Here is a 21,592-nt window from a genome sequence, read left to right as displayed (position 1 = left end):
GTGAAGCATATGACTGAAATCGATTTTTCCGGACTGGGCAGTTATCAGCGTTACAAGCTGATGGCCAGCCTGATCGTGCCACGGCCGATTGCGCTGATCACCACCTTGGGCGAGGACGGCACCATCAATGCCGCTCCCTTCAGCATGTTCAACATGGTGGGGGAGGATCCGCCGATCGTGATGGTCAGTATCAACCGGTTGCAGGACGGCAGCTTGAAAGACACCGCTGCCAACATTCTGCGCAGCGGTGAATTCGTGGTGCATCTGACGGATGAAGCAATGTGCGAACAGATGCATGCCTGCGGTGATCGCCTGCCGTCCAGTGTCAGTGAACTGGCGCACAGCGGTTTGCACGCGGTGCCGTCGCAAAGCATCCGGCCGCCGCGTATCGCGGAAGCGCCGGTCGCATTTGAATGTGTGCTGCACGAGAAACTGGAAACCGCCAGTCGTTATATTTTCATCGGTCGCGTACAGTGGCTGGCGGCGCGCGACGGTCTGGTCGATACCGAGTTGTGGCGGGTACGCCTGCAAGACTATCATCCGGTCGGGCGTTTCGGCGCCAGTTTTTACGTCAAGACCGGCGAGCGGTTTTCACTGGAACAGGCGCAGGCCGGTTCCACCCCCATCGATGAACTGTGAGGAGCAATTGTGAGCGTAGCAATGACATTCAAGGCCAATGAAACCGATGCCATGCGGCTGGCGATTGACGCCTCTGCGCAGGCACTGGCGGCGGGCGACATGCCGTTTGGCGCAACGCTGGTATCGGCGCAGGGCGAGCTGCTGTTGGTGGCCGCCAACAACCAGAACAGCGCCGCCGATTGCACCGGTCATGCCGAGCTGGTGTTGGTGCGCGAGGCACAGAAAAAACTGGGACTGGCGGCACTGCAAGGGGCTACCGTATACGCCAGCGGCGAACCCTGTGCGATGTGCAGCGGGGCCATGTTCTGGGGCGGCATCAGGCGTGTGGTGTACGCCGCATCGCAGGCGCAGATCGCACAGGCATTGGGCGGGCCGTTATTGCCGAAAACCTGTGCCGAGGTATTGACCGGAGCGAGCCCGGCGATGCAGGTCGATGGTCCCCTGCTCGGTGATGAGGCATATGCCGTGTTAAGGAAATTCGCATCAGCTTGATGCTGTGGCGAACCATGCCGGTTGGATCAGATGCCGCTGCAACTAGCACCGTGACACGCTGTAACAGTGATGCCTAGACCTGATCCTTGTTGATCTGGTCCAGCAGTGAGCGAATGGTTTCCAGCACTGTCAAGACCGCAGTATTGTCGGCATCGAAATTGCCTTTTTCCAGTTCGATATGCCATTTATCCATCGCAATCGAAAGATCGGCGAAGGCATCATCGAGGTCGCACAGCAAATAAAACACATGTTCGGATGCGGGTAACATGACGTCCCCTTTCATTGATTTGCGGATGGCATGGCCGAGTCGTTCCCACCATGCAAAGCCCATGCGGATATCACTTCGGGTATTGATGGTTTTCATGATGGCGGCGTGAAAAATGGACAGGGCGACCGGCGGTCGATCTCGCATTTGTGCTGCGGGACGTTTTGATAGTAGGAAAATACCGAATGGCGTTCGCGACAAAAGCTTGTCCGTTTCAGACAAGCGTGTTGGTCGTTTCGGACAGGGTGTCGTGATGTGACGGACCAGTGGTGCAGGCCCGGCGGCCTTGCCGGTGGCCGGTGCTGCGGACGGACAGAATGTGCCGCGGCGCAAGATCACCGGATTTTGTAGAATAGGTGGCGCTTTTTGCCAGTGCTGCAGCCATTATGGGGAAATCATGATCCAGCCACGCCGTATGCCATATCCGTTCTTTTCATCGATAGTGCGCAGCTGTTACCGACATGGCGGAATTGGCCTGTTACTGTCGTTATCGCTGCTGACGGCGCGCGCACATGCCGATGAAAAAATTACCTTCCCCTCTGCCGATTTTTCCGACAAGTATCAAATGGCGCTCGGCAGCGGCAAGCCGCGTGAAATCTTCGGCTATCTGAGCATGCCGACGGTGGCGGTCGCCGGCAAGATACCGGTAATGGTGATTGCCCATGGCAGTGGCGGCGTCGAACCGAAGGAACGCAATTTCTGGGCGCCGTATTTCAATCAGCTCGGTTTCGCCACCTTCGTGGTGGACTCCTTCACGCCGCGCGGCGTGACCCGTACCGTTGATGATCAGACGCTCGTGAGCCGTGCCGCCAATACGGTGGATGCCTTCCATGCGCTGGCATTCCTGGCCGCAGATGCGCGTTTTGATGCGAACCGGATCGGCATCATCGGTTTCAGCCGTGGTGGCAACGCCGCCAATGAAACCGCCACGCTGACCTTCCGCGATAACGTATTGCCGCAACACAAGAATCTGCAATTCGCATTTCACATCCCCATGTATGTCGGCTGTCAGGATGGGCGCTACCGCAAGAACAACAGCTTCGACAAGACCGGTGCGCCGATGCTGTTTTTGCTGGGCGGCAGCGACAACTACACGCCGGCAGCACAATGTGTCGGGCTGATCACTGACATGCAGCAGGAATACCCGGGCGTGATTGACTATCGCGTCTACGATGGCGCCAATCACGGCTTTGACGGCGACTATGGCGTCAAATACGACGGCCTGGGAACCACTTCCCGCGATTGCGCCGTGCTGGAAATCGATCTCAAGACCTGGACGCGGCACATTACCGGCAGCGGCGAATTGTTGCCGGCGGCCAAGGTGGGCGAATTCTATAAGAAATGCGTGAGCCGGGGCGTGACGTTCGGCGCTGCAAATACCCGCTATCGGGAGATGGCGAAGCAGGATATCGAGGCGTTTCTGCGCAAGATCAACATGATCAATTGATGGTCTGTGACAGCAGGTGAACACGAGGATCACGCATGGAAATCGTCAAGACACATCACATCGATGCCAGCGAACCTGATGCAAACGGCTGGCACGATTATTACTATGAATATGACATCTATGCGTTTTCAGAGGGTGAGGTCAGCTATGTCGCACGACGTTATAGCGATGAACCGGAGCATGCGCATTTCCTGAAGATGCGCACCGGGCGGGCTTGGCGCCTGCCGCAACCGTCCGATTTCAACACGGCGATGTTTGCCGAAGCGACCGCCTGTCTGCGTCAGGAAGGCGCAAAGCAGATTCAGGTACTGGGCAAGCAAGGCTATTTCCCGGTATAGCAACAAGCGACCTTGACAGATGCCACGGCCAAAACAATATTCGGGGCGAAAGCGGTGCATACCGGCAATTTCATTTATCCTTTTGTCGATCAAAAAAGCCAAAGGGGAATCGATGAATAATGCTGCGCTTGATACGTTCTGGTTTCGGATCCGGATGTTTTATCCGGTGATCCTGATTACTAGAACTCATTTCATAAATACCGCGCGATGCGTACTTGCCCGAAGCGTCGCTGGCAAGGCGTGCGACGCGTCGCATAGCGGTGTTATGCGTAAGGAGTGCAACGCGGCCAGCGGCACTTCCGGCAAGTACCCGCAGGGAACGGTCTATTTGGGCGTATTGCTGCGTTGCGCCGCTTGCCAAGAGAATCCACTCTTGGCTGCGCGACGACGCCTTGCACTACATCCCAAATAGGCCGTTCGCACTCGCGGCTATTTATGAAATGAGTTCTACACTGATTCTGGGGATCTGGGCCGGTGGCTGGCTGGTCGCTTTTGAACCCGGTTTTTTGCAAGGTCATACAACGCAGCCGCTGTCGGATGTCTTTTCCAGTGTCAATGCCTTGTTTGCCGGTCTGGCATTTTGCGGTCTGATCGCGACCATTTATCTGCAATATCGGGATATGGAAGGTGCCAAGAAGCAGATTCAGGAAACCGCCGAAGCCAACAGCCGCCTGGCGCAGGCCAGCGTCAAGATGGCGGCCCATGCCGATGAACGTGCCGTGCTGGACCTGTTTCAGACGTATTGCAGCGAATATTTTCAGGGCGTCAAAGATTCCTCGATGAGCGTATTGATTCCGTGCGTGGCCAGCAAGGAATATTGCGATTTCGTGGCCAGTCGCTTTTTCGTCGCCGAACAGATGCCGTTTTCCGACGCTTGCTGGGACAAGGTTGCGGCCGCCAGCTACTGCAAGACGCGCGACGAGTTCGTGCTGCAAGAGCAGCGCTATCGTTACAAGCTCGACGAACTGATCAATTTCTTTACCTTGCTGACCGGGCGCAGCGACAACGACAAATTGATCGAGCGCTTCGACTTTTCCTATTCGTGGTGGCGGCCCTTGTTGTGGATGATCGCCACGCAACAGAAAAAGCGTTATGACGCCAATCCCGTGGTGCGCACTTATGCGACGCCGCTGACCTTGCTGGAAGTGGTCAGGAAGCTCGATGCCAGTTATGGCATGGTGCCGTTTGCGTCAGAATCCGAGATGTGGCAATTCTTCGTCAATCACCCCAAGATTCAGAGTTATCGTCTCGATCCGGCCTATCTGCAACTGGCGCAATAAGCGGTTGCCACAGACAGTTCACCCGACGGCTTCTGCAAGGGAGCCGTTTTCATTGGTGCCGCGCATTTATTTTTTGAATCGGAGTGCCATCCGGCGTTAGACTTGCAGTGAGTTGACACCAATCACGGATACGAGACCGGACCATGAAAGACGAGCGTTTGCTGGAAATGACGGTATTCAAAGCCGTGGCCGAACATGGCGGTTTTACTACCGCCGCGCATGCACTTGGCGCCAGCCAGCCGTTCGTGAGCAAGACTCTCAGCAATCTGGAAAAACGCCTGGGCGTGGCGCTGTCGCGACGTTCGACGCGGCAGATGCGGCTGACCGAAGAGGGCGCGCAATTCCTGGCATCCTGCAACCGCATTCTGGCCGAGCTGGACGAAGCCGAAGGACAAATCTCTGCTACCGGTGCCGCGCCCGGCGGCGATATCCGGATCACCACCGCCAGTTCATTCGGCATGGATCAGATCGTGCCGCTGCTGCCGGAATTCCTGGCGACCTATCCCGGCATGCGGGTCCGGCTGGCGATCTCGGATACGCTGGTCGATATCATCGGCAACGGTTTCGACGTCGCCATTCGGATGGGACAGTTGCAGGATTCCATGCTGTTGAGCAGAAAGCTGTGTCACCTGCAGCGTATCGTGGTGGCGGCGCCGTCGTATATTGCCAGGCACGGTACACCGCAAACGCCACAGGATCTGACGGCGCATAACTGCCTGTTGTGGGAAGCGCCGATGGACCATCTCAATCACTGGCCGTTCATGGTCGATGGCAAGCGCATCAGCGTCAACATCCACGGCAATTTTCAATTCAGTACCGGCATGACGTCGGTTGAATTGTGTCTGGCCGGCGTCGGCCTGACGCGCATGGCGGAACACTTTGCAATACCGGCGATCAGGAAGGGATTGCTGGTGCCGTTGCTGAGCGATTTCCAGGCCGCCGACGACACCGCCATCTATGCCGTCTATGCCAAGGAACGGCATATTCATCCGCGCGTGCGGGCCTTCATCAATTTCCTGATCGACAAATTCAAACAACCGCCATGGATCGCCTGACATGAAAACAGCCCGCCCGGCATGAGCGGGGCAGGCTGTGATGTGCTGCGGGACAGCGGTTGCGGTTCTATTTGTCCAGTGTCTTCGGCAAGGCCATCGTGATCAGGGCGCCGCAGACCAGGAATATGCCGATGATATACATGCCGACATCGGTACGTCCGAGCGACACATTGAGCCAGCCGACCAGATACGGCGACACGAAGCCAGCGATATTGCCGAACGAGTTGATGAACGCCAGCGCCGCTGCTACCGATGTGCCGACAAACATGCTGGTCGGCAGCGCCCAGAACAAACCGATGCAGGAATACACGCCGGATGCCGCCAGCGACAGGCAGATGATGGTGATCAGCGGACCGCCGTCAATCAGCATGCTGGCACACAGGCCCACTGCGGCGATGCACATGAACAGCGCAAAATGCAGACGACGCTTGCCGGTCAGGTCGGCGCTCCTGCTGGAAAGGTAAAGCGCAGCGGCCGCGACGATATTGGGAATGGCCGAATACAATCCGATCCACAGCGGATCAGCAATGCCGGAGCGTTTGATCAGCGACGGCATCCAGAAGCCGACCGCGTACAGGCCCATGATCAGACAGAAATAGATCAGCACGAATACCCATAATTTGGTGTTGCCGAGAAATTCCCGCACGCTGCCGTGATCGACCTTGGTGGCGTTGTCGGCGCGCAGATCAGCCGCGATCTGTTCTTTTTCGGTGGCGTTGAGCCAGCGCGCATTGCGGAAATCATCGACCAGATAGAAATACACCACGAAGCCGAGTATCACGGCCGGAATCGCTTCCACCAGAAACAGCCATTGCCATGCCGCCAGCGGCGCCACGCCATGAAAGGCGCTCAGTATCCAGCCCGAAACCGGGCCGCCGATAATGAAGGCCAGCGGTGCCCCCATCACATAGATTGCCATGGCGCGACCGCGACGTTGGGCGGGAAACCACAGTGTCAGCAGGTACATGATGCCCGGTGCGAAGCCGGCTTCCGCCACCCCGAGCAGGAAACGCGCGACATAAAACTGCATCGGCGTTTTCACCAGCAGCATGCAAGCCGAGATCAGTCCCCAGGTAATCATGATGCGGGCAATCCAGACCCGCGCGCCGACCTTGCGCAAGATCATGTTGCTCGGGACTTCGAAGATCAGATAACCGATAAAGAAAATGCCGGAACCGAAACCGTAAATGGCATCGTCGAATTTGAGGGCGTCAAGCATTTGCAGTTTGGCAAAGCCGACATTGACACGGTCGAGATACGCGACCAGATAGCAAATCAGTATCAGCGGCAAGAGTCGCCAATACGCCTTTTTGTACACGTCGCCGCTGTCGTCGGCAGCGACCGCCGTGCTGGTATATGCAGTTGTCATGTTGTCTCCTGACTACTTGTAATTTTTAGAGTACGTCTCCCGGTCATGGATGCCGGGAGTATCGTGGGTGTTGCCGGGGATTGCCTGCCGTGCGCTCAGTCGAACAGATCGGGTTGCTTGTGCGAGACTTCCATGAACAGGGTCTGGAAGTGCAGCCAGCCGATGAATTCATTGCCGAGATGTTGACGCGAGTATGCCGCGTGTTCGGGATCAATGGTTTTGGGCCGGATCGGCGCTGCTTCGGTCAGCAATTGCATGCGGCACACGTGATCGAGTGCAATGAAGTGCCAGCAGGCATCGTCGATGCTATGGCGGCTGGCGGTCAGCAAACCGTGGTTTTGATGAATCACCGCCTTGTTGCTGGCAAAGGCCCGCGCTACCGGATTGCCCGATTCGCCGGCCACGGGCACCTTGCCCGCGCCTTCGGTGAGTACCGCATGGTCGCCGTAAAACATGCAGGCATCCTGCGTGATCGGATCGAGCGCACGGCCCATCGAAGCCCACGCACCGCCATGCACGGTATGCGCATGGCAGGATGCCACCACATCCGGATTCAGTTCATGGATCGCCGAGTGCAAGACATAACCGGCCTGATTGATGGCGTAATCGCCTTGTACAACTTTGCCGCTGTGGTCGACTTGCACCAGCATCGAAACCTTGACCATGGAAAACGGTACGCATACCGGATTGGTCCAGAACAGTTCCGGAAATTCCGGGTCGCGCACCGTCAGATGACCGCCGAAGCCGAAGCTGAAACCATGGATCGCGAACAGGCGGCAAGCTGCTGCCAGACGCTCTTTGCGATGTTGCCGTTCGGCGGCGAAGGACGTAAAGACCGGTTCTTTGGGAAAGATCAACCCTTCTTGGCGTGGTTGATAGACGGATTTTTTTTCGACGGTGTCTGTGACGGATTCGGTGAGCATGCGGGTCTCCTCGTTTGATGGAGAGCCGATTATAGGTCTGCACTTTCGAATCATTATACAGCCCGGCCGAATAGGACTTATGCCGGCGGAGGGGGGAATCGAGGGGGTATCGGTGCCCATCGCGCGGAGCCGGTGACGGCGATACAGGGATGAACCGGTGCCATGTCCGGCGTTCGCAATGTGATCGGTTTGCCATGAAAATGTGCCACCGTTACATGTGCCGTGGCAGCTGGCGCAGGTGAAATAAATCGCATCCCCGAACCATCTCGCTTGAAATATTCTCGCTTGCGAAAGGCATCGTCGCGCTCGCAGAATAGACTGATCAGCAGAAATTTCTGCATTCCTTATGGAGACCCGCAGTGACAACCATCAATCCGGAATCTGCCGCCCGTCAATTGCAACAGGCGCAACAGCAATCGCAGCAAATCGATCCGATCACGGCGCAACTGCCCGGTTTCGATCTGACCGCCGGCTATGCCATGGCCGACTGGCTGCATCGCGAGCGGGTGCAGCAGGGGGCGGTCGCCGCCGGGCGCAAGATCGGCTTTACCAACCCGGCCATGCTGGCGCGCTATGGCGTGGAGCAGCCGGTATGGGGTTACATGTACCAACACACCGTGGTGTACCTCAAGGAGGCGTCGGCCAGCATTCGCATCGGCCATCTGACGCAGCCGAAGATCGAGCCGGAACTGGCGGTGCATTTCCATACGGCGCCGCCGGTCAATGGCGACTTGCTGCAAATTCTGGCGTGCATCGATTGGGTCGCGCACACCTTTGAAATCGTGCAATCGCATTATCCTGACTGGAAATTCACGGCCGCCGATGCGGTTGCCGATTCGGCCTTGCATGGCCTGCTGCTGGTCGGAAAACCGTTGCCGGTGGCCGGTTTGGGCCAGGACCCGCTGGCGGTATTGGCGAATTTTTCGGTGGCGCTGTCGTGCAACGGCGCATTACGCGAAAGCGGTACCGGCGCCAATGTACTGGGCAGTCCCTTGTCCGCCGTGGCGCATCTGATCGCCGCGATTGAGGCGCAGGCCGTGCGGCGGCCACTGCAAGCCAATGAATTGATCACCACCGGCACGCTGACTGCCGCGTTTCCGTTGCAGGCCGGCGAAACATGGCGCACCGAAGTACAAGGCATCGCGTTGCCGGGGCTGGAAGTCAGCTTCACCGCTTGATGCCGCTGCCGGTCTCACGGCAACGACCGGATCAAGCCATTGGCGGCAGATGAAATGCTGCCCGCTCTTGCGGATCGAGTTGCGCCGGCAAGCCGGCTTCCCATTGCAGATACTGGCGCGCGGCATCGTTGTCGCCGTCAAGGCGGTCATGCACGAAGTACAGAAAATCGATGCAGTCCGCATCTGCTGGCAGCGCCGGGGTACTGGCCGTCGGCAATTGCGCTGCGGTCCAGGCATCGAAGCCGCCGATCAGTTGTGACAATGTGATGGCGGCAGCATCGGGATTGCCGGCGCGCCATTCTTGCGCCACCAGCGCCACGACGCCATCGTCATCGCCCGCCAGCACCACATCGCAGCCGTCGGCAAACGCGGCCAGATCGGGCAAATGCGGACGTATGCCCCACACCGTATCGGGAATATGGGCCCGGCGATAAGCCATGCTGTTGCGTACATCCAGCACGCGCAAGCGGCGCTCTGCCAGACCTGCGGCCAGTTCATCGACGCTGGTCAGCGGCAGCACCGTCGTCAGCGCCTTGACCTTGCCGGCTTTGCGCAGCGGCAAGCCGCATTGCAGGCCGCCGCGCAAGACCCAGACCTGATGTCCCGATTGTTGGAGCCAGCTGGCGACCAGCGGCGCCCGGATGCCATCATTGTCGAACAGCACGATCCGGGCGTGACGCACGCCGACATACTGGTCGGTGGCTTGCACCAATTGCCCGCCCGGTGCCGATTGCGCACCGGCCAGGCTGTCGGCGGCAAATTCAGCCGGGGTACGCACATCGCATAAAAATACCGATTGCTGGTTCGCCGCTTGCCAGCCCGAAAGCGTCAGCGCATCGACTTCGCGGATGCCGAAATCCTTTGCGATCTGGCGGCTGCCTTTGCGCGCCGCGCCTTTGGCGGCCTCCGACAGTTGTTCCGGATAACGCCGGCTGCTGCCATGCTCCGGTTCCAACTCTGCCAGATACCAGCCACGGATGCCGTTTTCCAGCGCCATCACCGGATTCGGCAAACCAAGGTTGATCAGCGTCTGGGCGCCAATGATGCCGCCGCTCCGGCCATCGCCACTGACGACGATGGTGGTGGCGGGATTGCGGACAATCTCGTGCACGCGATAACCGAGTTCACCATTGGGACAGCAGACCGCGCCGGGAATCGTGAGCTTGCGATATTCATTCAGCGGCCGGCCATCGAGCACCATTACGTCGTCGCCGCGCTGGAGCATGGCGGCCAGCGTCGGCGCATCAACCGCAGGCGTGTGACAGGTTTGTTGCACCAGTTCGCCAAAGGCCTTGGCGGGCACATTGGTACCGGCAAACACGGGCAGTCCGCCCTCCTGCCATTGCCGGATGCCGCCGGCCAGGACATGCACGTTGGTGTAGCCGAGCGCGAGCAGGCGTTCGGCGGCACGCAAGGCGATGCGTTGATCGTCGTCGCACAGCACCAGACGCACCGTGCGCCGCGGCGCCAGTCTGCTGATATCGAGTTCGAGCCGGCTGTAGGGTAGCGAAATGCCATAGAACAGATGCGCGGCACCGAATTGCCCGGCTTCGCGGACATCGAACAGCGCGATTTCGGCGCCGTCGTGCAACCAGTGCCTGAGGGTAGGAGAGTCGACCAGTTTGGACATCGGACAGTGACAGCTTGAAAGAAAAAGTAGACGACGGCGGATAGCGACGCCAATCCCCGTGAAGAATTGGTGCCATAGCTTAGCAGTTTCGTTGCCGTCTTGCGTGCCTCCTGGTGGCGACCGGTTGCATTTTGGCAATGCTGCCGGCGGTGCGTGGCAAGGCCGTATAATCCCGTTTTGGCACGCATTTCATCCCTCGCCGCACGGTATGGATGAAATGCATTCTGACACTGCCACACCGTTTGTCCGGACCGATTTTCATGACCACTGCCATTTCCCCTCACACCCCCGTCGCTGCTTCGGCGGCTGACTTTGCCGTCACCGCCGTCGGTAGCGCCCAACGTCATTTGCAGGATGTCCTGACGATCGCGATTGAACATACCGGGGAGCACGCGGCACTGGTGGTGTACGACAGCCGCTGTGATCTGGCCGGGATACTGACGCAGGCATACCGGCGCTGTTTGCCGGCGGCGACCTTCATCGATTTCGACAGCACCGGCCCGGAGCAGGTGATGGCAGCGTTTGCGACGCTGGCCGCAGATGATCTGGTGATCCTGATCCAGTCCACCAATTTCCGGCTGGAAGCATTCCGTATCCGGGTCGAATTGTTCAAGCGTGGCCTCAAGGTAATCGAGCATCCGCATCTGTCGCGCATGCCATGGCCGGAGTCGGCGTATTACATCGATGCGCTGGCTTACGATCCGGCGTATTACCGCGCTGTCGGTTATGCATTGAAAGCGCGCATCGACAGTGCGCGCGGTGGCGTGGTCGAGAGCGGCGGCGAGCGGCTGGTGTTTGGTTCACCGTTCGAAGCGGCCAAGCTGAATATCGGCGATTACCGCGACATGAATAATGTCGGCGGCCAGTTTCCCATCGGTGAAGTATTCACTGAAGCGCAAGATCTGGAAGCGGTCAATGGCCGGGTACGGATTTTCATCTTTGGCGATACCGCATTTCACGTCAACCGGCCGCCGCAACCGATTACGCTGGTGATCAGCAAAGGCCGCGTCACCGACGTCATCGATTCCACCGCCGAGTTCGATCAGGTGCTCAACAATATCCGTGCCGATGAAGGCGAGGTCTGGCTGCGCGAACTCGGGTTCGGCATGAACCGCGCCTTCTCGCGCGAGCGGCTGGTCAGCGATATCGGTACTTACGAACGCATGTGCGGCATCCATCTGTCGCTCGGCGCCAAGCACGGCGTCTACAGCAAGCCCAACATCCGCCGCGCCACGGCCCGTTACCACATCGATGTGTTTGCGGTAACGGACGCAGTCTGGCTGGATGAGGCGCAGGTTTATCGCGATGGTGCGTGGCAGGTCTGAGCGCCTGCCCGGCTACGCCGGCTTACATGCTCCATTTCGCGGTCAGCAGGATATTGCGCGGATCGCCGTAGACATTGGCGAAGCTGTTGCTGCCCAGGTTTTGGTAATACCGCTTGTCGAAAAGATTGTTGATGTTCAGACGCAGCTCGGCATTGGCGGTCATCTGATAGCTCAGCATCAGATCGAACAAGGTGTAAGCGCCTTGTTTGACGTGAATGCTGTTGGCGCCGCTGCCGTTGACTTTATAAGTGTCGCTTTGAGCGCTGACCGAGCCGCCGATTCTCCAGCGTTCCAGATTTGCCGGCAGGCGATAACTGGCAGAGAGTTTGAGCAGATGCGCCGGCGTGGCCGGTTCAAACAGCGCCCCGATATTTGAACCCACGGCATCTTGCCGGTAGCGTGCATCGACATAGGTATAGCCGGCCTGCATTTGCCAGTTCGCCGTCAGCGCGCCGGACACTTCCATGTCCAGGCCGACGCTTTCAACTTCGCCGCTGGCTTCAAAACATGGCTTCAGGGGATTAGGGCATACCGTCAGATCCATTCTTTTGGCGCGATTATTCTGATTTATCTGAAACAGCGCCAGACTGGCGTTGAGCGTACCATCGAAATACTGCCCCTTGATGCCGATTTCCTTGTTGCTGCCCACAATTGGTTTGAGTATCTTGTCATTGCGGTCGCGCAGACCTTGCGGTTTGAAAATATCGGTATAACTGGCGTAGACCGCGTATGTATCGTTGAGGTCGTACATCAGGCCAGCGTAGCGGGTCAGGTGCTGCGTAATCTTGTACCCCGACGAATTGCTGATGCCACGCGACACCGACTGGCTGGAAAAATCGTAGCGATCAAGTCGTGTTCCCAGAATCAGTTTGAGCGGGTTGCTCAGGTTGAAGCGGGCGCTGGCATAAGCACCTTGCTGTTTGGCATCCGAAGCGGAATGCCAGTTGGCGTAATTGAGCGCGGGAGGTGGAACGAGGCTGGAATTCCAGTCGTGAACATTGACCAGCGTGCCGTTGCTGCCGAAGTCCCCGGTACCGTTGAATTTTTCGCGCCGGTCACTGGCGCCGACCACCAGTTCATGTTGGCGGCCCAGCAGCTGGAATGGGCCGGTGGCATATATATCCAGGCTGTTTTGATCGTCGGTGTACCTGAACCCGCCATGGTTCTGGGCGAATCCGCTGCTGCCGGCAGGCGTCAGGTAAGTGCCGAGCAAGTCCAGATTGGCCAGCACCCGGTTGGCAGTCAGCCGCAGCTTCCAGCCATTGTCGAAGCGCTGTTCGAGTTCGCCGAACAGGAAGGTGTTTTGCTTGTTCCATTTCGCCCAGTCGTTGCTCAGAAACGTGGCGCGTGGCAGGTGCAGATCGTTGCCATTGCGTGCTGTCGGCAGGCCGCCCCAATCGGCGCGGTTACGGTCATTTTGTATCGAGGCACCGACGCTGAGGGTGGTGCTGCTGGTCAGATCGGCTTCCAGCATGCCATACAACACGGATTGCTTTTTGAACACCTTGTCTTGAAAACTGCCCTTGTCCTGATAGGCCGCGACACCGCGTCCGCGCAAGCTGCCGGATGCGTTCAGGCGATTGGAGGCATCCACTTCGGCACGATAGTTGTCCCAACTGCCGAGGCTGCCCGACAGCGACAACTGCGGGGTCATGGCCGGACGCTTGCGTACCAGATTGATGGCCGCCGCAGGATTGCCGGCCCCTTGCATCAGGCCGGTCGCTCCGCGCACTATTTCCACCCGGTCATACATGGCGGTATCGGCGGAAGAAATCACGTCTTGCGTGTAGGTGGAAATGCTGGTCGGCAAGCCGTCGTACATGATGTTGTCGATCTGGAAGCCGCGCGCGAAAAAACGTTGCCGTTCACTACCGTATTTTTGCAAGATCAGCCCGGGCGTGTATTTGACGACGTCGTTGAGATTGGTCATGCCCTGATCGTCCATGCGCTGGCGCGTGATCACGCTGACGCTCTGAGGCGTGTCGCGGATCGGAAGCGCCAGCTTGCTTGCGGTATTCATGCTGTTGGTGGTGTAGGACGCAGTGCCTTCGGTGTTTGCATTCTTGTGACCGGCGTTGACGTGAACCGGCGGCAAACCTGGCGATGCCACTGTTGCTTCGGGAGCCTGGGCTTGCACATTGCATGCCAGCGCCACGGTGACGCCGGCGACGGCGCACGCCATGGTTGTGCGCCGGGCGATCACATGCTGACGGTGACGAGGGGGGGGAGTGAAAACTGCGGGACGATGTAATGCCATGATGCCTCTCTTTCTCGATCCGGATGCAATAAAGCGGAACGTGAGTACGCCTGCCGTGGGTGGCATGTCTGGTAGTCACGAGTGAAGGTGATGCGGACAGGACCAGCCATATAGCTGATGCGACCGCGCAATGACGCAGGAGGGCTGGGAAGGGAACCGGGCAGAAACGTGAGACGTGATTACAGGTGCAGAGCTCGCCGGAAAATCAAACCGGACTGACGCCGGCGTGCTCCGGCATCAGCCTGCCCGGCAGGAAAAGTCCGGTAGCGATACAGATGAATACTTGAATGGCTGCGTTTCGGGTTTGAATTCTAGGGGCAGCTTTTTCGTGTCGCAAGCGTTTTGAAGCGTGCTTTTGATTTATGTAATTTATCTGGACGAAGTACGAAACTTGAATGGTCTGAATGCTAAATTCAAATGCATCAATTGCTATTGACGGTGACGACGGATGTCGAGGGAAGTTTCTCGATGGTGCATGGCGTCTGGCTTTTCGCCACGAACGGAGGTCACATGGCAGACGCGTGGTGAGGCGCAACGGATGTTGGCCTCATCACGATACTTTCAACGATAGTTGGCAATGCCGAGCAAGGCTTCATACTCGGCGATGCTGACTGCGCCACCTGGTGAACCGAAGGCGTTGCCGGTGTGTTTGATGTGTTCGGCAAAGCGCAGCATCATGTGGGCGTAGGCGAGGGTGGATGAGATCGGGAAGCTGAGCAGGCGAAAGCCCAGGGTTTCCAGTTGCATCGCTGTCAGCGGCGGCGTCTTGCCATCGACGGCGTTGAACATCAGCGGCGCGTCAATACTGGCGATGGCGCGCTGCATTTCTTCTTCCGATTGCAGCATTTCCAGCAACACCAGATCGGCGCCGGCTTCGGCATAGGCCTGACCGCGTGCAATTGCTTCATCGAGACCGAGCGGGATGCGGGCATCGCTGCGGCCGATGATCAGGAAGTCGGCATGCTTGCGGGTCTGTACCGCTACCCGGATTTTGTCGGCGTGTTCTTCTTTCGAAATCAGCGCCAGTCCTTTCATCGCACCGCATTTTTTGGGCGTGACCTGATCTTCCAGATGAATCGCCTGTACCCCGGCGGCTTCGTAATCGCGTACGGTGCGTTCGACATTGTTGAGATTGCCGTAGCCGGTATCGGCGTCCGCGATGACCGGGACCTTGACCGTCGCGGCAAAGGCGCGGCCGCGTTCGGTCATTTCCGACATGCCGAGCAAACCGATGTCGGGGGCGCCGAGCAGGCTGGCGGATAAACCGTTGCCGGTCATGTAGACCGCTTCGAAGCCGGCCTGTTCAAAGATGCGCGCGCCCAGCGCATCGTGGCAACCGGGGGCAACAACGATTCCCGGTTGGCGCAATCGTGCTGCCAGCGATAGCGTTTGTGTCATGCGGTTATATCCCGATAAATGAAAAGGTGTGTGCGGGTCGCCGCGTTGCAGCGACAACCCGCATGCCGTCAGTCGGCGGCGCGGTCGTTCTTGATTTTCAGCGACATGCACAAGAAGAAGCCGATGATCGGACTGATCGCCAGCGCCAGCAATGCCAGGGAAAAACTCTGGGTGGTTTCGCGAATCCAGCCCACCAGATAGGGGCCGATGAAGCCGCCGATCTGGGCGAAACCGTTGATCATGGCAATGCCGCCGGCAGCCGCAGCGCCGGTCAGGAACTGGGTCGGCAATGTCCAGAACACGCCCAGCGTGGCCCACAATCCCATGGCGGCGATGCAGATCAGAATCAGGCCGACGACTGGCGATGGCACCAGGGCGCTGGCAGCCAGAAACACACCGCCGAACAAACCGGCGCAGGCGGTATGCATCTTGCGTTCGCCAGTCCGGTCGGAACTGCGTGCCACCAGTACCAGGCCAACCGCCGCGCACAGGAATGGCAATGCCGATACCAGCCCGGTCTGGAAGTTGTTCAGGCCGCCGAGACTCTTGACGATTTGCGGCAGCCACAACACCACGCCATAAATCGCCACCGCGTTGAACATGTACACCAGCGTCAGAATCCACATGCGTTTGTCGCGGAAGATGGCGCCGAACTCATGTTCCGAATGCGCTGCGCTTTGCTGGCGTTCTGCCGCCAGCACCGAAGTCAGCCAGCTGCGTTCATCGTCCTTGAGCCACTTGCCTTGTTCGGGACGGTCGACCAGATAGAAGAAGGTGACGATGCCCATGATGATCGCCGGCAATCCTTCGATGATGAACATCCACTGCCAGCCGGACAGGTTGAACCAGCCGTGGGTTGAACTGAGCAGGTAACCCGACAGCGGAGCGCCGACCACCGACGACAGCACGGTGGCGAGCATGAATCCGGCCACTGCTTTGCCGCGTTCCTTCTTGGGAAACCAGTAAGTCAGATACAGCAGGATGCCGGGCGCGAATCCGGCTTCGGCCAGACCGAGCAGGAAGCGCAAGGCATAGAAACTCCATGGACCCTCGATGGCGGCCATGGCACAACCGACGATGCCCCAGGTGACCATGATGCGGGCGATCCAGATGCGCGGACCGACCTTGTGCAAGATCATGTTGCTGGGAATTTCAAAGGCGATGTAGCCCAGAAAAAAGATGCCGGCGCCGAGGCCGTATACCTTGGCGCTCAGGCCCAGGTCCTGGTTCATGGTGAGCGCGGCAAAGCCGACGTTGACCCGATCCAGATAATTGATCATGAACAGAAAGAAGCAATACCAGACGATCTTGCGATGCAGTTTGCTGATGACGCGTTTGCCGATATCGCTATCGGCATCACTAAGTGTTGCCACACTGGCGTTAGCCATGTTGTCTCCTTTGGCGGAATTATTTTATTGCAGCATTGTTGATTGCTGCTGTCACCCGTGGCCCTGAGTCGATGCTCAGGATTGCCGTGCAGTACGGGGGAGTTGATTATACGAGTTTGTCGCGGCGGTTGCCGGAGGGGGAAGCGGACGGCGGTGCTGGCTGAAAACGCCAGTCATCGCCGCCGTCAATGTCTGCTGCATAGGTCTTGCGTAACCGCTTTTGCTGGCGGTCAGAATTGGCGTGATTCAGGCCTTGGTGTTGATGTTCGTGCCGACCTTGGTATTGCTGCCGGTGACTTCATTCTGTACCGCCGTGGCAGCTGATTTGACGGCGTCGACGGTGGCGCTGGCGGCACTGCTGATGTCACTGCCAACCTTGCTGGCAGCATTTTTGATTGGTTGGTAAATGTTGGTGTTCGGCGTATTCGAATGCGACGAAGCAGATGATGTGATCATGATGAACCCTCGTGATTGTTGTGAATGCAGGTGATGAAATACGGCAATGCTGTGGTCGCGAATGGCGAAAACGGCGACCCGTTGATCATAGCAATGGCAGGCGCGGCCGCTGTTCAGCGCGGCGTAAAACCGGGTAAACCTTTGTAAAGCAGAATCCGGTGAGATATTCGCCGCCACCGGCGAGCACGGTCGGGGCTGCCGGCTGCTGCATCAATTCGGGGCGTTTTTTGGAAAAACGAGTTGAGGCAGCGGCGATGATGCCTGCATGGCAATATTTTTCCCCGTCTGCCGCTCCCTGGGCAGGGATATCAGGGAAGTCGTTTTGATCGGCTGCATTCTGGTTTTCAATTTGTTACCGGTATTTTTGTACGGTGGCCGCGCAGGCAGCAGCGCGGCGAGCGTATCGGGATAATTGCGAGTACTAGCCAAATTTCTATAAAAAATGAAGGAAATGACGATAAATTTCCATTCAATCGCCCTATTTTGGGGAGAATTGCTTTATATTACTTTCCCTAAATTCAGCCAGTGGCCTGGCATAAAAATAAAACCCATTGGCCGCTGTCTGGCATCCGCCTGACATTCAGCGCTCGCCGCCCGTTGCCTGGCGCTGCCGTTTCGATATCGTTACCTGAGGAGAGATTTTGACTTACGCCACTGTGGAAGACTTTCTTGCCATGGTCGCTAAACGCGACCCGCACCAGCCTGAATTTTTGCAAGCCGTGAAGGAGGTCATGATCAGCTTGTGGCCTTTCATCAAAAAGCATCCCAAGTATGCCGAGCACGGTTTGCTGGAACGTCTGGTGGAAGCCGAGCGCGTGATTCAATTCCGGGTGTCGTGGGTCGATGATCGCGGTCAGACGCAAATCAACCGTGCCTTCCGCATTCAACACAGTTCGGCAATCGGTCCGTTCAAGGGCGGCATGCGTTTTCACCCGTCGGTCAATCTGTCGATCCTGAAATTCCTGGCCTTCGAACAATCTTTCAAGAATGCGCTGACGACGTTGCCTATGGGCGGCGGCAAGGGTGGTTCCGATTTCGATCCGAAGGGCAAGAGCGACGGCGAAGTGATGCGCTTCTGCCAGGCGCTGATGTTTGAACTGTATCGTCATCTGGGTGCCAATACGGACGTCCCGGCCGGTGATATCGGCGTCGGCGCGCGCGAAGTCGGTTTCATGGCCGGCATGATGAAGAAACTGTCGAACGATACCGCTTGTACTTTTACCGGCAAGGGCCTGGCCTATGGCGGCAGTCTGATGCGGCCGGAAGCGACCGGTTACGGCACGGTCTATTTTGCCGAAGAAATGTTGCGTCGCGCCGGCAAGTCATTCGATGGCATGACGGTGTCGGTTTCGGGTTCCGGCAACGTCGCCCAGTACGCGGTGGAAAAAGCGCTGGAACTCAACGCCAAAGTGGTGGCGGTATCCGATTCCGGCGGCACCGTGTACGACAAGAACGGTTTCAATGAAGAAAAGCTGGAAGCGCTGAAAGAATTGAAGAACGTGCAACGCGGCCGCCTCGAAGATTTCGCCCGTCAGTTCGATTTGCAATTCGACGCCGGCAAACGGCCATGGCATATCCCGGTGCAGATTGCCTTGCCGTGTGCAACCCAGAATGAACTGGATGCCGACGATGCCGCCACGCTGGTGCGCAACGGCGTCATCTGCGTGGCCGAAGGCGCGAACATGCCGTCGACATTGGAAGCGGTGGATGTGTTCCTGAAAGCCGGCACCCTGTATGCACCGGGCAAAGCCAGCAACGCCGGCGGCGTGGCTACCTCGGGTCTGGAAATGTCGCAGAATTCGCTGCGTCTGTCCTGGCACCATGCCGAAGTGGACGAGCGTCTGCACGGCATCATGAAGGAAATCCACGCCAATTGCGTCCACCACGGCAAGCGTGCCGACGGTACCGTCAATTACGTCGATGGCGCCAATATCGCCGGTTTCGTCAAGCTGGCCGATGCCATGCTGGCGCAAGGCATTTACTGATCGTCAACTGAGCGTTGGTTGTCCGCTCCGGGCCCCGCAACAAGGGATTGTTGCGGGGCCCGGTCGTTTCTGCGCTTAGTTGCCGTATTCGGTGTATTTGCGGGCGCTGCCGTGCGCCAGCCCGACCGGATATTTCAGGCGGTTCAATTCCATCTTTTCGAGTGCCGCGCGATACAGGTCAACGCCGCTCTTGTCGGCCAGTCGCACCAGATACAGCAAGACATCGGCCAGTTCATGGCGGATCCCGGTGCGCTGCCGGTCATCGAGTTCGGCATCTTCGCCGCTGCGCAGCCATTGATAATGTTCCAGCAATTCCGAGGCTTCCACCGATAAGGCCATGGCCAGATTCTTGGGCGTGTGAAACTGGTTCCAGTCACGTTCGTCGGCAAACTGGCGCATCACGTCGCGCAGGCGCAGCAGGTCGGAGTCGGGGGCGGGGATGTGGTCGGGCATGGCGCAGGGTTCCGTAGTCAATCAACAGGTGGACTATAGCGCGGTCCGCCGCCGGCGTGCAGACGGCGTCGGGAATTTCTGCGACACTGCCGGCTTGCGGGTGAGCCTTGCCTGATACTGACTAGAGAACATATGAACTGGACCGACGGCTATGTGACCGATATCGGCTATACCTATGGTTATTACCCGGAACTGAATCCGGCCCGCATCCGCATGGCGTTTGCCAATGCCGGACTGGCTTGCCCCGGGATCGGCACGGCCTGCGAACTGGGTTTCGGTCAGGGTGTCAGCACCAATCTGCATGCGGCAGCGTCGACGGTGCGCTGGCATGGCAATGATTTCAATCCGGAGCAGGCGCGCTTTGCACGCACGCTGGCCAATGCCAGTGGCGCCGGTGCGCAACTGGAGCAGGACGCCTTTGCCAGCTTTTGTACGCGCGACGATCTGCCGCAATTCGATTTCATCGCCATGCACGGCATCTGGAGTTGGGTCTCGGCCGCCAACCGCAGCATCATTGCCGACTTTGTCCGCCGCAAGCTGAACCCCGGCGGCGTCTTGTACATCAGCTACAACACCCAGCCCGGTTGGGCTGCACTGATGCCCTTGCGCGATTTGCTGGTGCAGTACACCGAGCGCTTCAGCACCGCGCAGCAGGGCAGCGCCGAGCGTATCGACGCCGCGCTGGCATTTGCCGAACAGATGTTTGCCACCAATCCGGTATATGCCCAGGCCAATCCATTCATGGGGCAACGGCTGGAGGCGCTCAAGCGGCAGAGCCGCAATTACCTGGCGCATGAGTATTTCAATCGGGACTGGCAGCCGCTGTCGTTTGCCGACATGCGTGCATGCTGGACGGATGCAGGCCTAAGCTTCGCCTGTTCGGCCGATTTTCGCGATCATCTCGATGCCGCCAACCTGACACCGGCGCAAAGTGAATTTACCCGCAGTATTCCCGATGCCGGTTTCCGCCAAAGCGTGCGCGATTTCATGGTAAATCAGCAATTTCGGCGCGATTACTGGGTGCGCGGGGCGCAGGCGCTGACGCCGCCGCAGTGCGCAGATGTGCTGGAACAGCAAGCCGTGGTATTGCTGACTGCGGCCGAACAGGTGCCATTGACGGTGGAACACGTGGCTTCCGAAATCACGCTCAATCGCCTGATCTACGGCCCGATCCTGGAGGTGCTGGCCGACTTCCGGCCGCATACGCTGGCGCAGATCGCAGCCGCGGTCAGTGCCAGGAACCTGACGTTCGGGCAGGTGCGGGAATCGCTGCTGATGCTGATCGGCACCGGCCATGCAGCGCCGGTGCAAGACCCGGCGGTCACGCTGGCGGCCGGCGGCACCAGCGCTGCACTGAATCGCTATCTGCTGGAACACGGCGGCGAAGTCGAACATTTGGCCAGTCCGGTCAGCGGTGGCGGGGTCGCGGTGGATCGGATACAACAGTTGTTTTTGCAGGCGGAACTGGCGCAGCAGCACACGCCGGAAGAGGTCGCGGCCTGGGTCTGGAAACAGATCAGTGCGCACGGCAAGAAGCTGGTGACCGGTGGCGTGCGGCTGGAGCAGGAGGCCGACAATCTGGCGGAACTGACGCGCCAGGCGACGCGTTTTGCGGCGACCCGGCTGCCGTTGCTGAAAGCGCTGCAACTGCTGTAAAAAAAAGCGAATGCGACCCTGCGGCAGTCAACGCGGGGCCGGAAAACTGGAGTAATAT

20 protein-coding genes are annotated in these 21,592 nt (G+C 58.5%); 10 read left to right on the top strand and 10 right to left on the bottom strand.

Translation table 11 applies throughout. The features are described from left to right. The first annotated feature begins 9 nt into the window (after window positions 1-9). Both AKL27_RS06055 and AKL27_RS06050 read left to right on the top strand, forming a co-directional pair. Complete coding sequence (locus AKL27_RS06055; protein WP_050461888.1) at window positions 10-639, top strand: flavin reductase family protein; 630 nt, start codon at window positions 10-12, stop codon at window positions 637-639. A 9-nt stretch (window positions 640-648) separates the two neighbouring features. Continuing rightward, entirely contained in the window at window positions 649-1,131 is a 483-nt protein-coding gene (locus AKL27_RS06050) for a nucleoside deaminase (protein ID WP_232310912.1), read from the top strand. 73 nt (window positions 1,132-1,204) lie between these two features. Here AKL27_RS06050 and AKL27_RS06045 read toward each other — a convergent pair whose 3' ends face one another. After that, window positions 1,205-1,543 (bottom strand): hypothetical protein, encoded by a 339-nt coding sequence (locus AKL27_RS06045; RefSeq protein WP_050461886.1) that lies wholly within the window; start codon window positions 1,541-1,543, stop codon window positions 1,205-1,207. Between the two features lie 250 nt (window positions 1,544-1,793). On the opposite strand from AKL27_RS06045, the gene AKL27_RS06040 reads away from it, so the two are divergent. Then, window positions 1,794-2,843 (top strand): dienelactone hydrolase family protein, encoded by a 1,050-nt coding sequence (locus AKL27_RS06040; RefSeq protein ID WP_232310911.1) that lies wholly within the window; start codon window positions 1,794-1,796, stop codon window positions 2,841-2,843. 35 nt (window positions 2,844-2,878) lie between these two features. Beyond that, window positions 2,879-3,181 carry a hypothetical protein gene (locus AKL27_RS06035; RefSeq protein WP_050461885.1) on the top strand — a complete coding sequence of 101 codons (303 nt, stop codon included), beginning with the start codon at window positions 2,879-2,881 and terminating at the stop codon, window positions 3,179-3,181. Between the two features lie 70 nt (window positions 3,182-3,251). Here the strand turns inward: AKL27_RS06035 and AKL27_RS27605 are convergent, their stop codons facing one another. Beyond that, window positions 3,252-3,542, bottom strand: coding sequence for a hypothetical protein (locus AKL27_RS27605; RefSeq protein WP_157056814.1), 291 nt, complete (start codon window positions 3,540-3,542; stop codon window positions 3,252-3,254). A gap of 79 nt (window positions 3,543-3,621) precedes the next feature. Here AKL27_RS27605 and AKL27_RS06030 point away from each other — a divergent pair, with 79 nt between their 5' ends. Further along, window positions 3,622-4,461, top strand: coding sequence for a hypothetical protein (locus AKL27_RS06030; protein WP_050461884.1), 840 nt, complete (start codon window positions 3,622-3,624; stop codon window positions 4,459-4,461). 143 nt (window positions 4,462-4,604) lie between these two features. Beyond that, entirely contained in the window at window positions 4,605-5,516 is a 912-nt protein-coding gene (locus AKL27_RS06025; protein WP_050461883.1) for a LysR family transcriptional regulator, read from the top strand. 67 nt (window positions 5,517-5,583) lie between these two features. Here the strand turns inward: AKL27_RS06025 and AKL27_RS06020 are convergent, their stop codons facing one another. Together AKL27_RS06020 and AKL27_RS06015 are read right to left on the bottom strand one after the other, a co-directional pair. After that, the gene (locus AKL27_RS06020) at window positions 5,584-6,885 is read right to left on the bottom strand and encodes an MFS transporter (protein WP_050461882.1); all 1,302 of its coding nucleotides are present in this window, start codon (window positions 6,883-6,885) and stop codon (window positions 5,584-5,586) included. A gap of 95 nt (window positions 6,886-6,980) precedes the next feature. Next, window positions 6,981-7,808: a class II aldolase/adducin family protein gene (locus tag AKL27_RS06015; protein WP_050461881.1), complete on the bottom strand. Its 828-nt coding sequence runs from the start codon at window positions 7,806-7,808 to the stop codon at window positions 6,981-6,983. A gap of 359 nt (window positions 7,809-8,167) precedes the next feature. On the opposite strand from AKL27_RS06015, the gene AKL27_RS06010 reads away from it, so the two are divergent. Beyond that, complete coding sequence (locus AKL27_RS06010) at window positions 8,168-8,986, top strand: 2-keto-4-pentenoate hydratase (protein ID WP_050461880.1); 819 nt, start codon at window positions 8,168-8,170, stop codon at window positions 8,984-8,986. A gap of 31 nt (window positions 8,987-9,017) precedes the next feature. Here AKL27_RS06010 and AKL27_RS06005 read toward each other — a convergent pair whose 3' ends face one another. After that, the gene (locus tag AKL27_RS06005; protein ID WP_050461879.1) at window positions 9,018-10,616 is read right to left on the bottom strand and encodes a rhodanese-like domain-containing protein; all 1,599 of its coding nucleotides are present in this window, start codon (window positions 10,614-10,616) and stop codon (window positions 9,018-9,020) included. A gap of 260 nt (window positions 10,617-10,876) precedes the next feature. On the opposite strand from AKL27_RS06005, the gene AKL27_RS06000 reads away from it, so the two are divergent. Next, window positions 10,877-11,941, top strand: coding sequence for a M29 family metallopeptidase (locus tag AKL27_RS06000; RefSeq protein WP_050461939.1), 1,065 nt, complete (start codon window positions 10,877-10,879; stop codon window positions 11,939-11,941). A 22-nt stretch (window positions 11,942-11,963) separates the two neighbouring features. Here the strand turns inward: AKL27_RS06000 and AKL27_RS05995 are convergent, their stop codons facing one another. The 4 genes from AKL27_RS05995 to AKL27_RS27050 form a co-directional block, all read right to left on the bottom strand. Next, complete coding sequence (locus AKL27_RS05995) at window positions 11,964-14,198, bottom strand: TonB-dependent siderophore receptor (RefSeq protein WP_198155895.1); 2,235 nt, start codon at window positions 14,196-14,198, stop codon at window positions 11,964-11,966. Window positions 14,199-14,759: 561 nt separating this feature from the next. Continuing rightward, window positions 14,760-15,596 (bottom strand): isocitrate lyase/PEP mutase family protein, encoded by an 837-nt coding sequence (locus AKL27_RS05990; RefSeq protein WP_050461878.1) that lies wholly within the window; start codon window positions 15,594-15,596, stop codon window positions 14,760-14,762. A 68-nt stretch (window positions 15,597-15,664) separates the two neighbouring features. Continuing rightward, entirely contained in the window at window positions 15,665-16,984 is a 1,320-nt protein-coding gene (locus AKL27_RS05985; protein WP_050461877.1) for an MFS transporter, read from the bottom strand. Between the two features lie 246 nt (window positions 16,985-17,230). Next, on the bottom strand, window positions 17,231-17,440 hold the full coding sequence (locus AKL27_RS27050; protein WP_232310910.1) for a protamine P1 domain containing protein: 210 nt from the start codon (window positions 17,438-17,440) through the stop codon (window positions 17,231-17,233). Window positions 17,441-18,081: 641 nt separating this feature from the next. On the opposite strand from AKL27_RS27050, the gene gdhA reads away from it, so the two are divergent. Continuing rightward, window positions 18,082-19,425: an NADP-specific glutamate dehydrogenase gene (gdhA, locus tag AKL27_RS05975; RefSeq protein WP_050461875.1), complete on the top strand. Its 1,344-nt coding sequence runs from the start codon at window positions 18,082-18,084 to the stop codon at window positions 19,423-19,425. Window positions 19,426-19,500: 75 nt separating this feature from the next. Here gdhA and AKL27_RS05970 read toward each other — a convergent pair whose 3' ends face one another. Next, window positions 19,501-19,878: a nucleotide pyrophosphohydrolase gene (locus tag AKL27_RS05970; RefSeq protein WP_050461874.1), complete on the bottom strand. Its 378-nt coding sequence runs from the start codon at window positions 19,876-19,878 to the stop codon at window positions 19,501-19,503. Window positions 19,879-20,010: 132 nt separating this feature from the next. On the opposite strand from AKL27_RS05970, the gene AKL27_RS05965 reads away from it, so the two are divergent. Then, window positions 20,011-21,534, top strand: coding sequence for a class I SAM-dependent methyltransferase (locus AKL27_RS05965; protein ID WP_050461873.1), 1,524 nt, complete (start codon window positions 20,011-20,013; stop codon window positions 21,532-21,534). Window positions 21,535-21,592 lie beyond the last annotated feature (58 nt).

Source organism: Herbaspirillum autotrophicum (assembly GCF_001189915.1).
Classification (GTDB): domain Bacteria; phylum Pseudomonadota; class Gammaproteobacteria; order Burkholderiales; family Burkholderiaceae_D; genus Herbaspirillum; species Herbaspirillum autotrophicum.
Note: the sequence above shows the minus strand (reverse complement) of the source record. Positions and strands in the feature narration are given on the sequence as shown.

Bases quoted from the DNA above. Each gene is read 5' to 3' on its own strand.
- AKL27_RS06005 (WP_050461879.1), bottom strand. From the start codon at position 10,616: ATGTCCAAACTGGTCGACTCTCCTACCCTCAGGCACTGGTTGCACGAC.
- AKL27_RS05990 (WP_050461878.1), bottom strand. From the start codon at position 15,596: ATGACACAAACGCTATCGCTGGCAGCACGATTGCGCCAACCGGGAATC.
- AKL27_RS06055 (WP_050461888.1), top strand. From the start codon at position 10: ATGACTGAAATCGATTTTTCCGGACTGGGCAGTTATCAGCGTTACAAG.
- AKL27_RS06035 (WP_050461885.1), top strand. From the start codon at position 2,879: ATGGAAATCGTCAAGACACATCACATCGATGCCAGCGAACCTGATGCA.
- AKL27_RS05995 (WP_198155895.1), bottom strand. From the start codon at position 14,198: ATGGCATTACATCGTCCCGCAGTTTTCACTCCCCCCCCTCGTCACCGT.
- AKL27_RS27050 (WP_232310910.1), bottom strand. From the start codon at position 17,440: ATGATCACATCATCTGCTTCGTCGCATTCGAATACGCCGAACACCAAC.
- AKL27_RS05970 (WP_050461874.1), bottom strand. From the start codon at position 19,878: ATGCCCGACCACATCCCCGCCCCCGACTCCGACCTGCTGCGCCTGCGC.
- AKL27_RS05985 (WP_050461877.1), bottom strand. From the start codon at position 16,984: ATGGCTAACGCCAGTGTGGCAACACTTAGTGATGCCGATAGCGATATC.
- AKL27_RS06015 (WP_050461881.1), bottom strand. From the start codon at position 7,808: ATGCTCACCGAATCCGTCACAGACACCGTCGAAAAAAAATCCGTCTAT.
- AKL27_RS06040 (WP_232310911.1), top strand. From the start codon at position 1,794: ATGATCCAGCCACGCCGTATGCCATATCCGTTCTTTTCATCGATAGTG.
- AKL27_RS06025 (WP_050461883.1), top strand. From the start codon at position 4,605: ATGAAAGACGAGCGTTTGCTGGAAATGACGGTATTCAAAGCCGTGGCC.
- AKL27_RS06045 (WP_050461886.1), bottom strand. From the start codon at position 1,543: ATGCGAGATCGACCGCCGGTCGCCCTGTCCATTTTTCACGCCGCCATC.
- AKL27_RS06020 (WP_050461882.1), bottom strand. From the start codon at position 6,885: ATGACAACTGCATATACCAGCACGGCGGTCGCTGCCGACGACAGCGGC.
- AKL27_RS06000 (WP_050461939.1), top strand. From the start codon at position 10,877: ATGACCACTGCCATTTCCCCTCACACCCCCGTCGCTGCTTCGGCGGCT.
- AKL27_RS05965 (WP_050461873.1), top strand. From the start codon at position 20,011: ATGAACTGGACCGACGGCTATGTGACCGATATCGGCTATACCTATGGT.
- AKL27_RS06030 (WP_050461884.1), top strand. From the start codon at position 3,622: ATGAGTTCTACACTGATTCTGGGGATCTGGGCCGGTGGCTGGCTGGTC.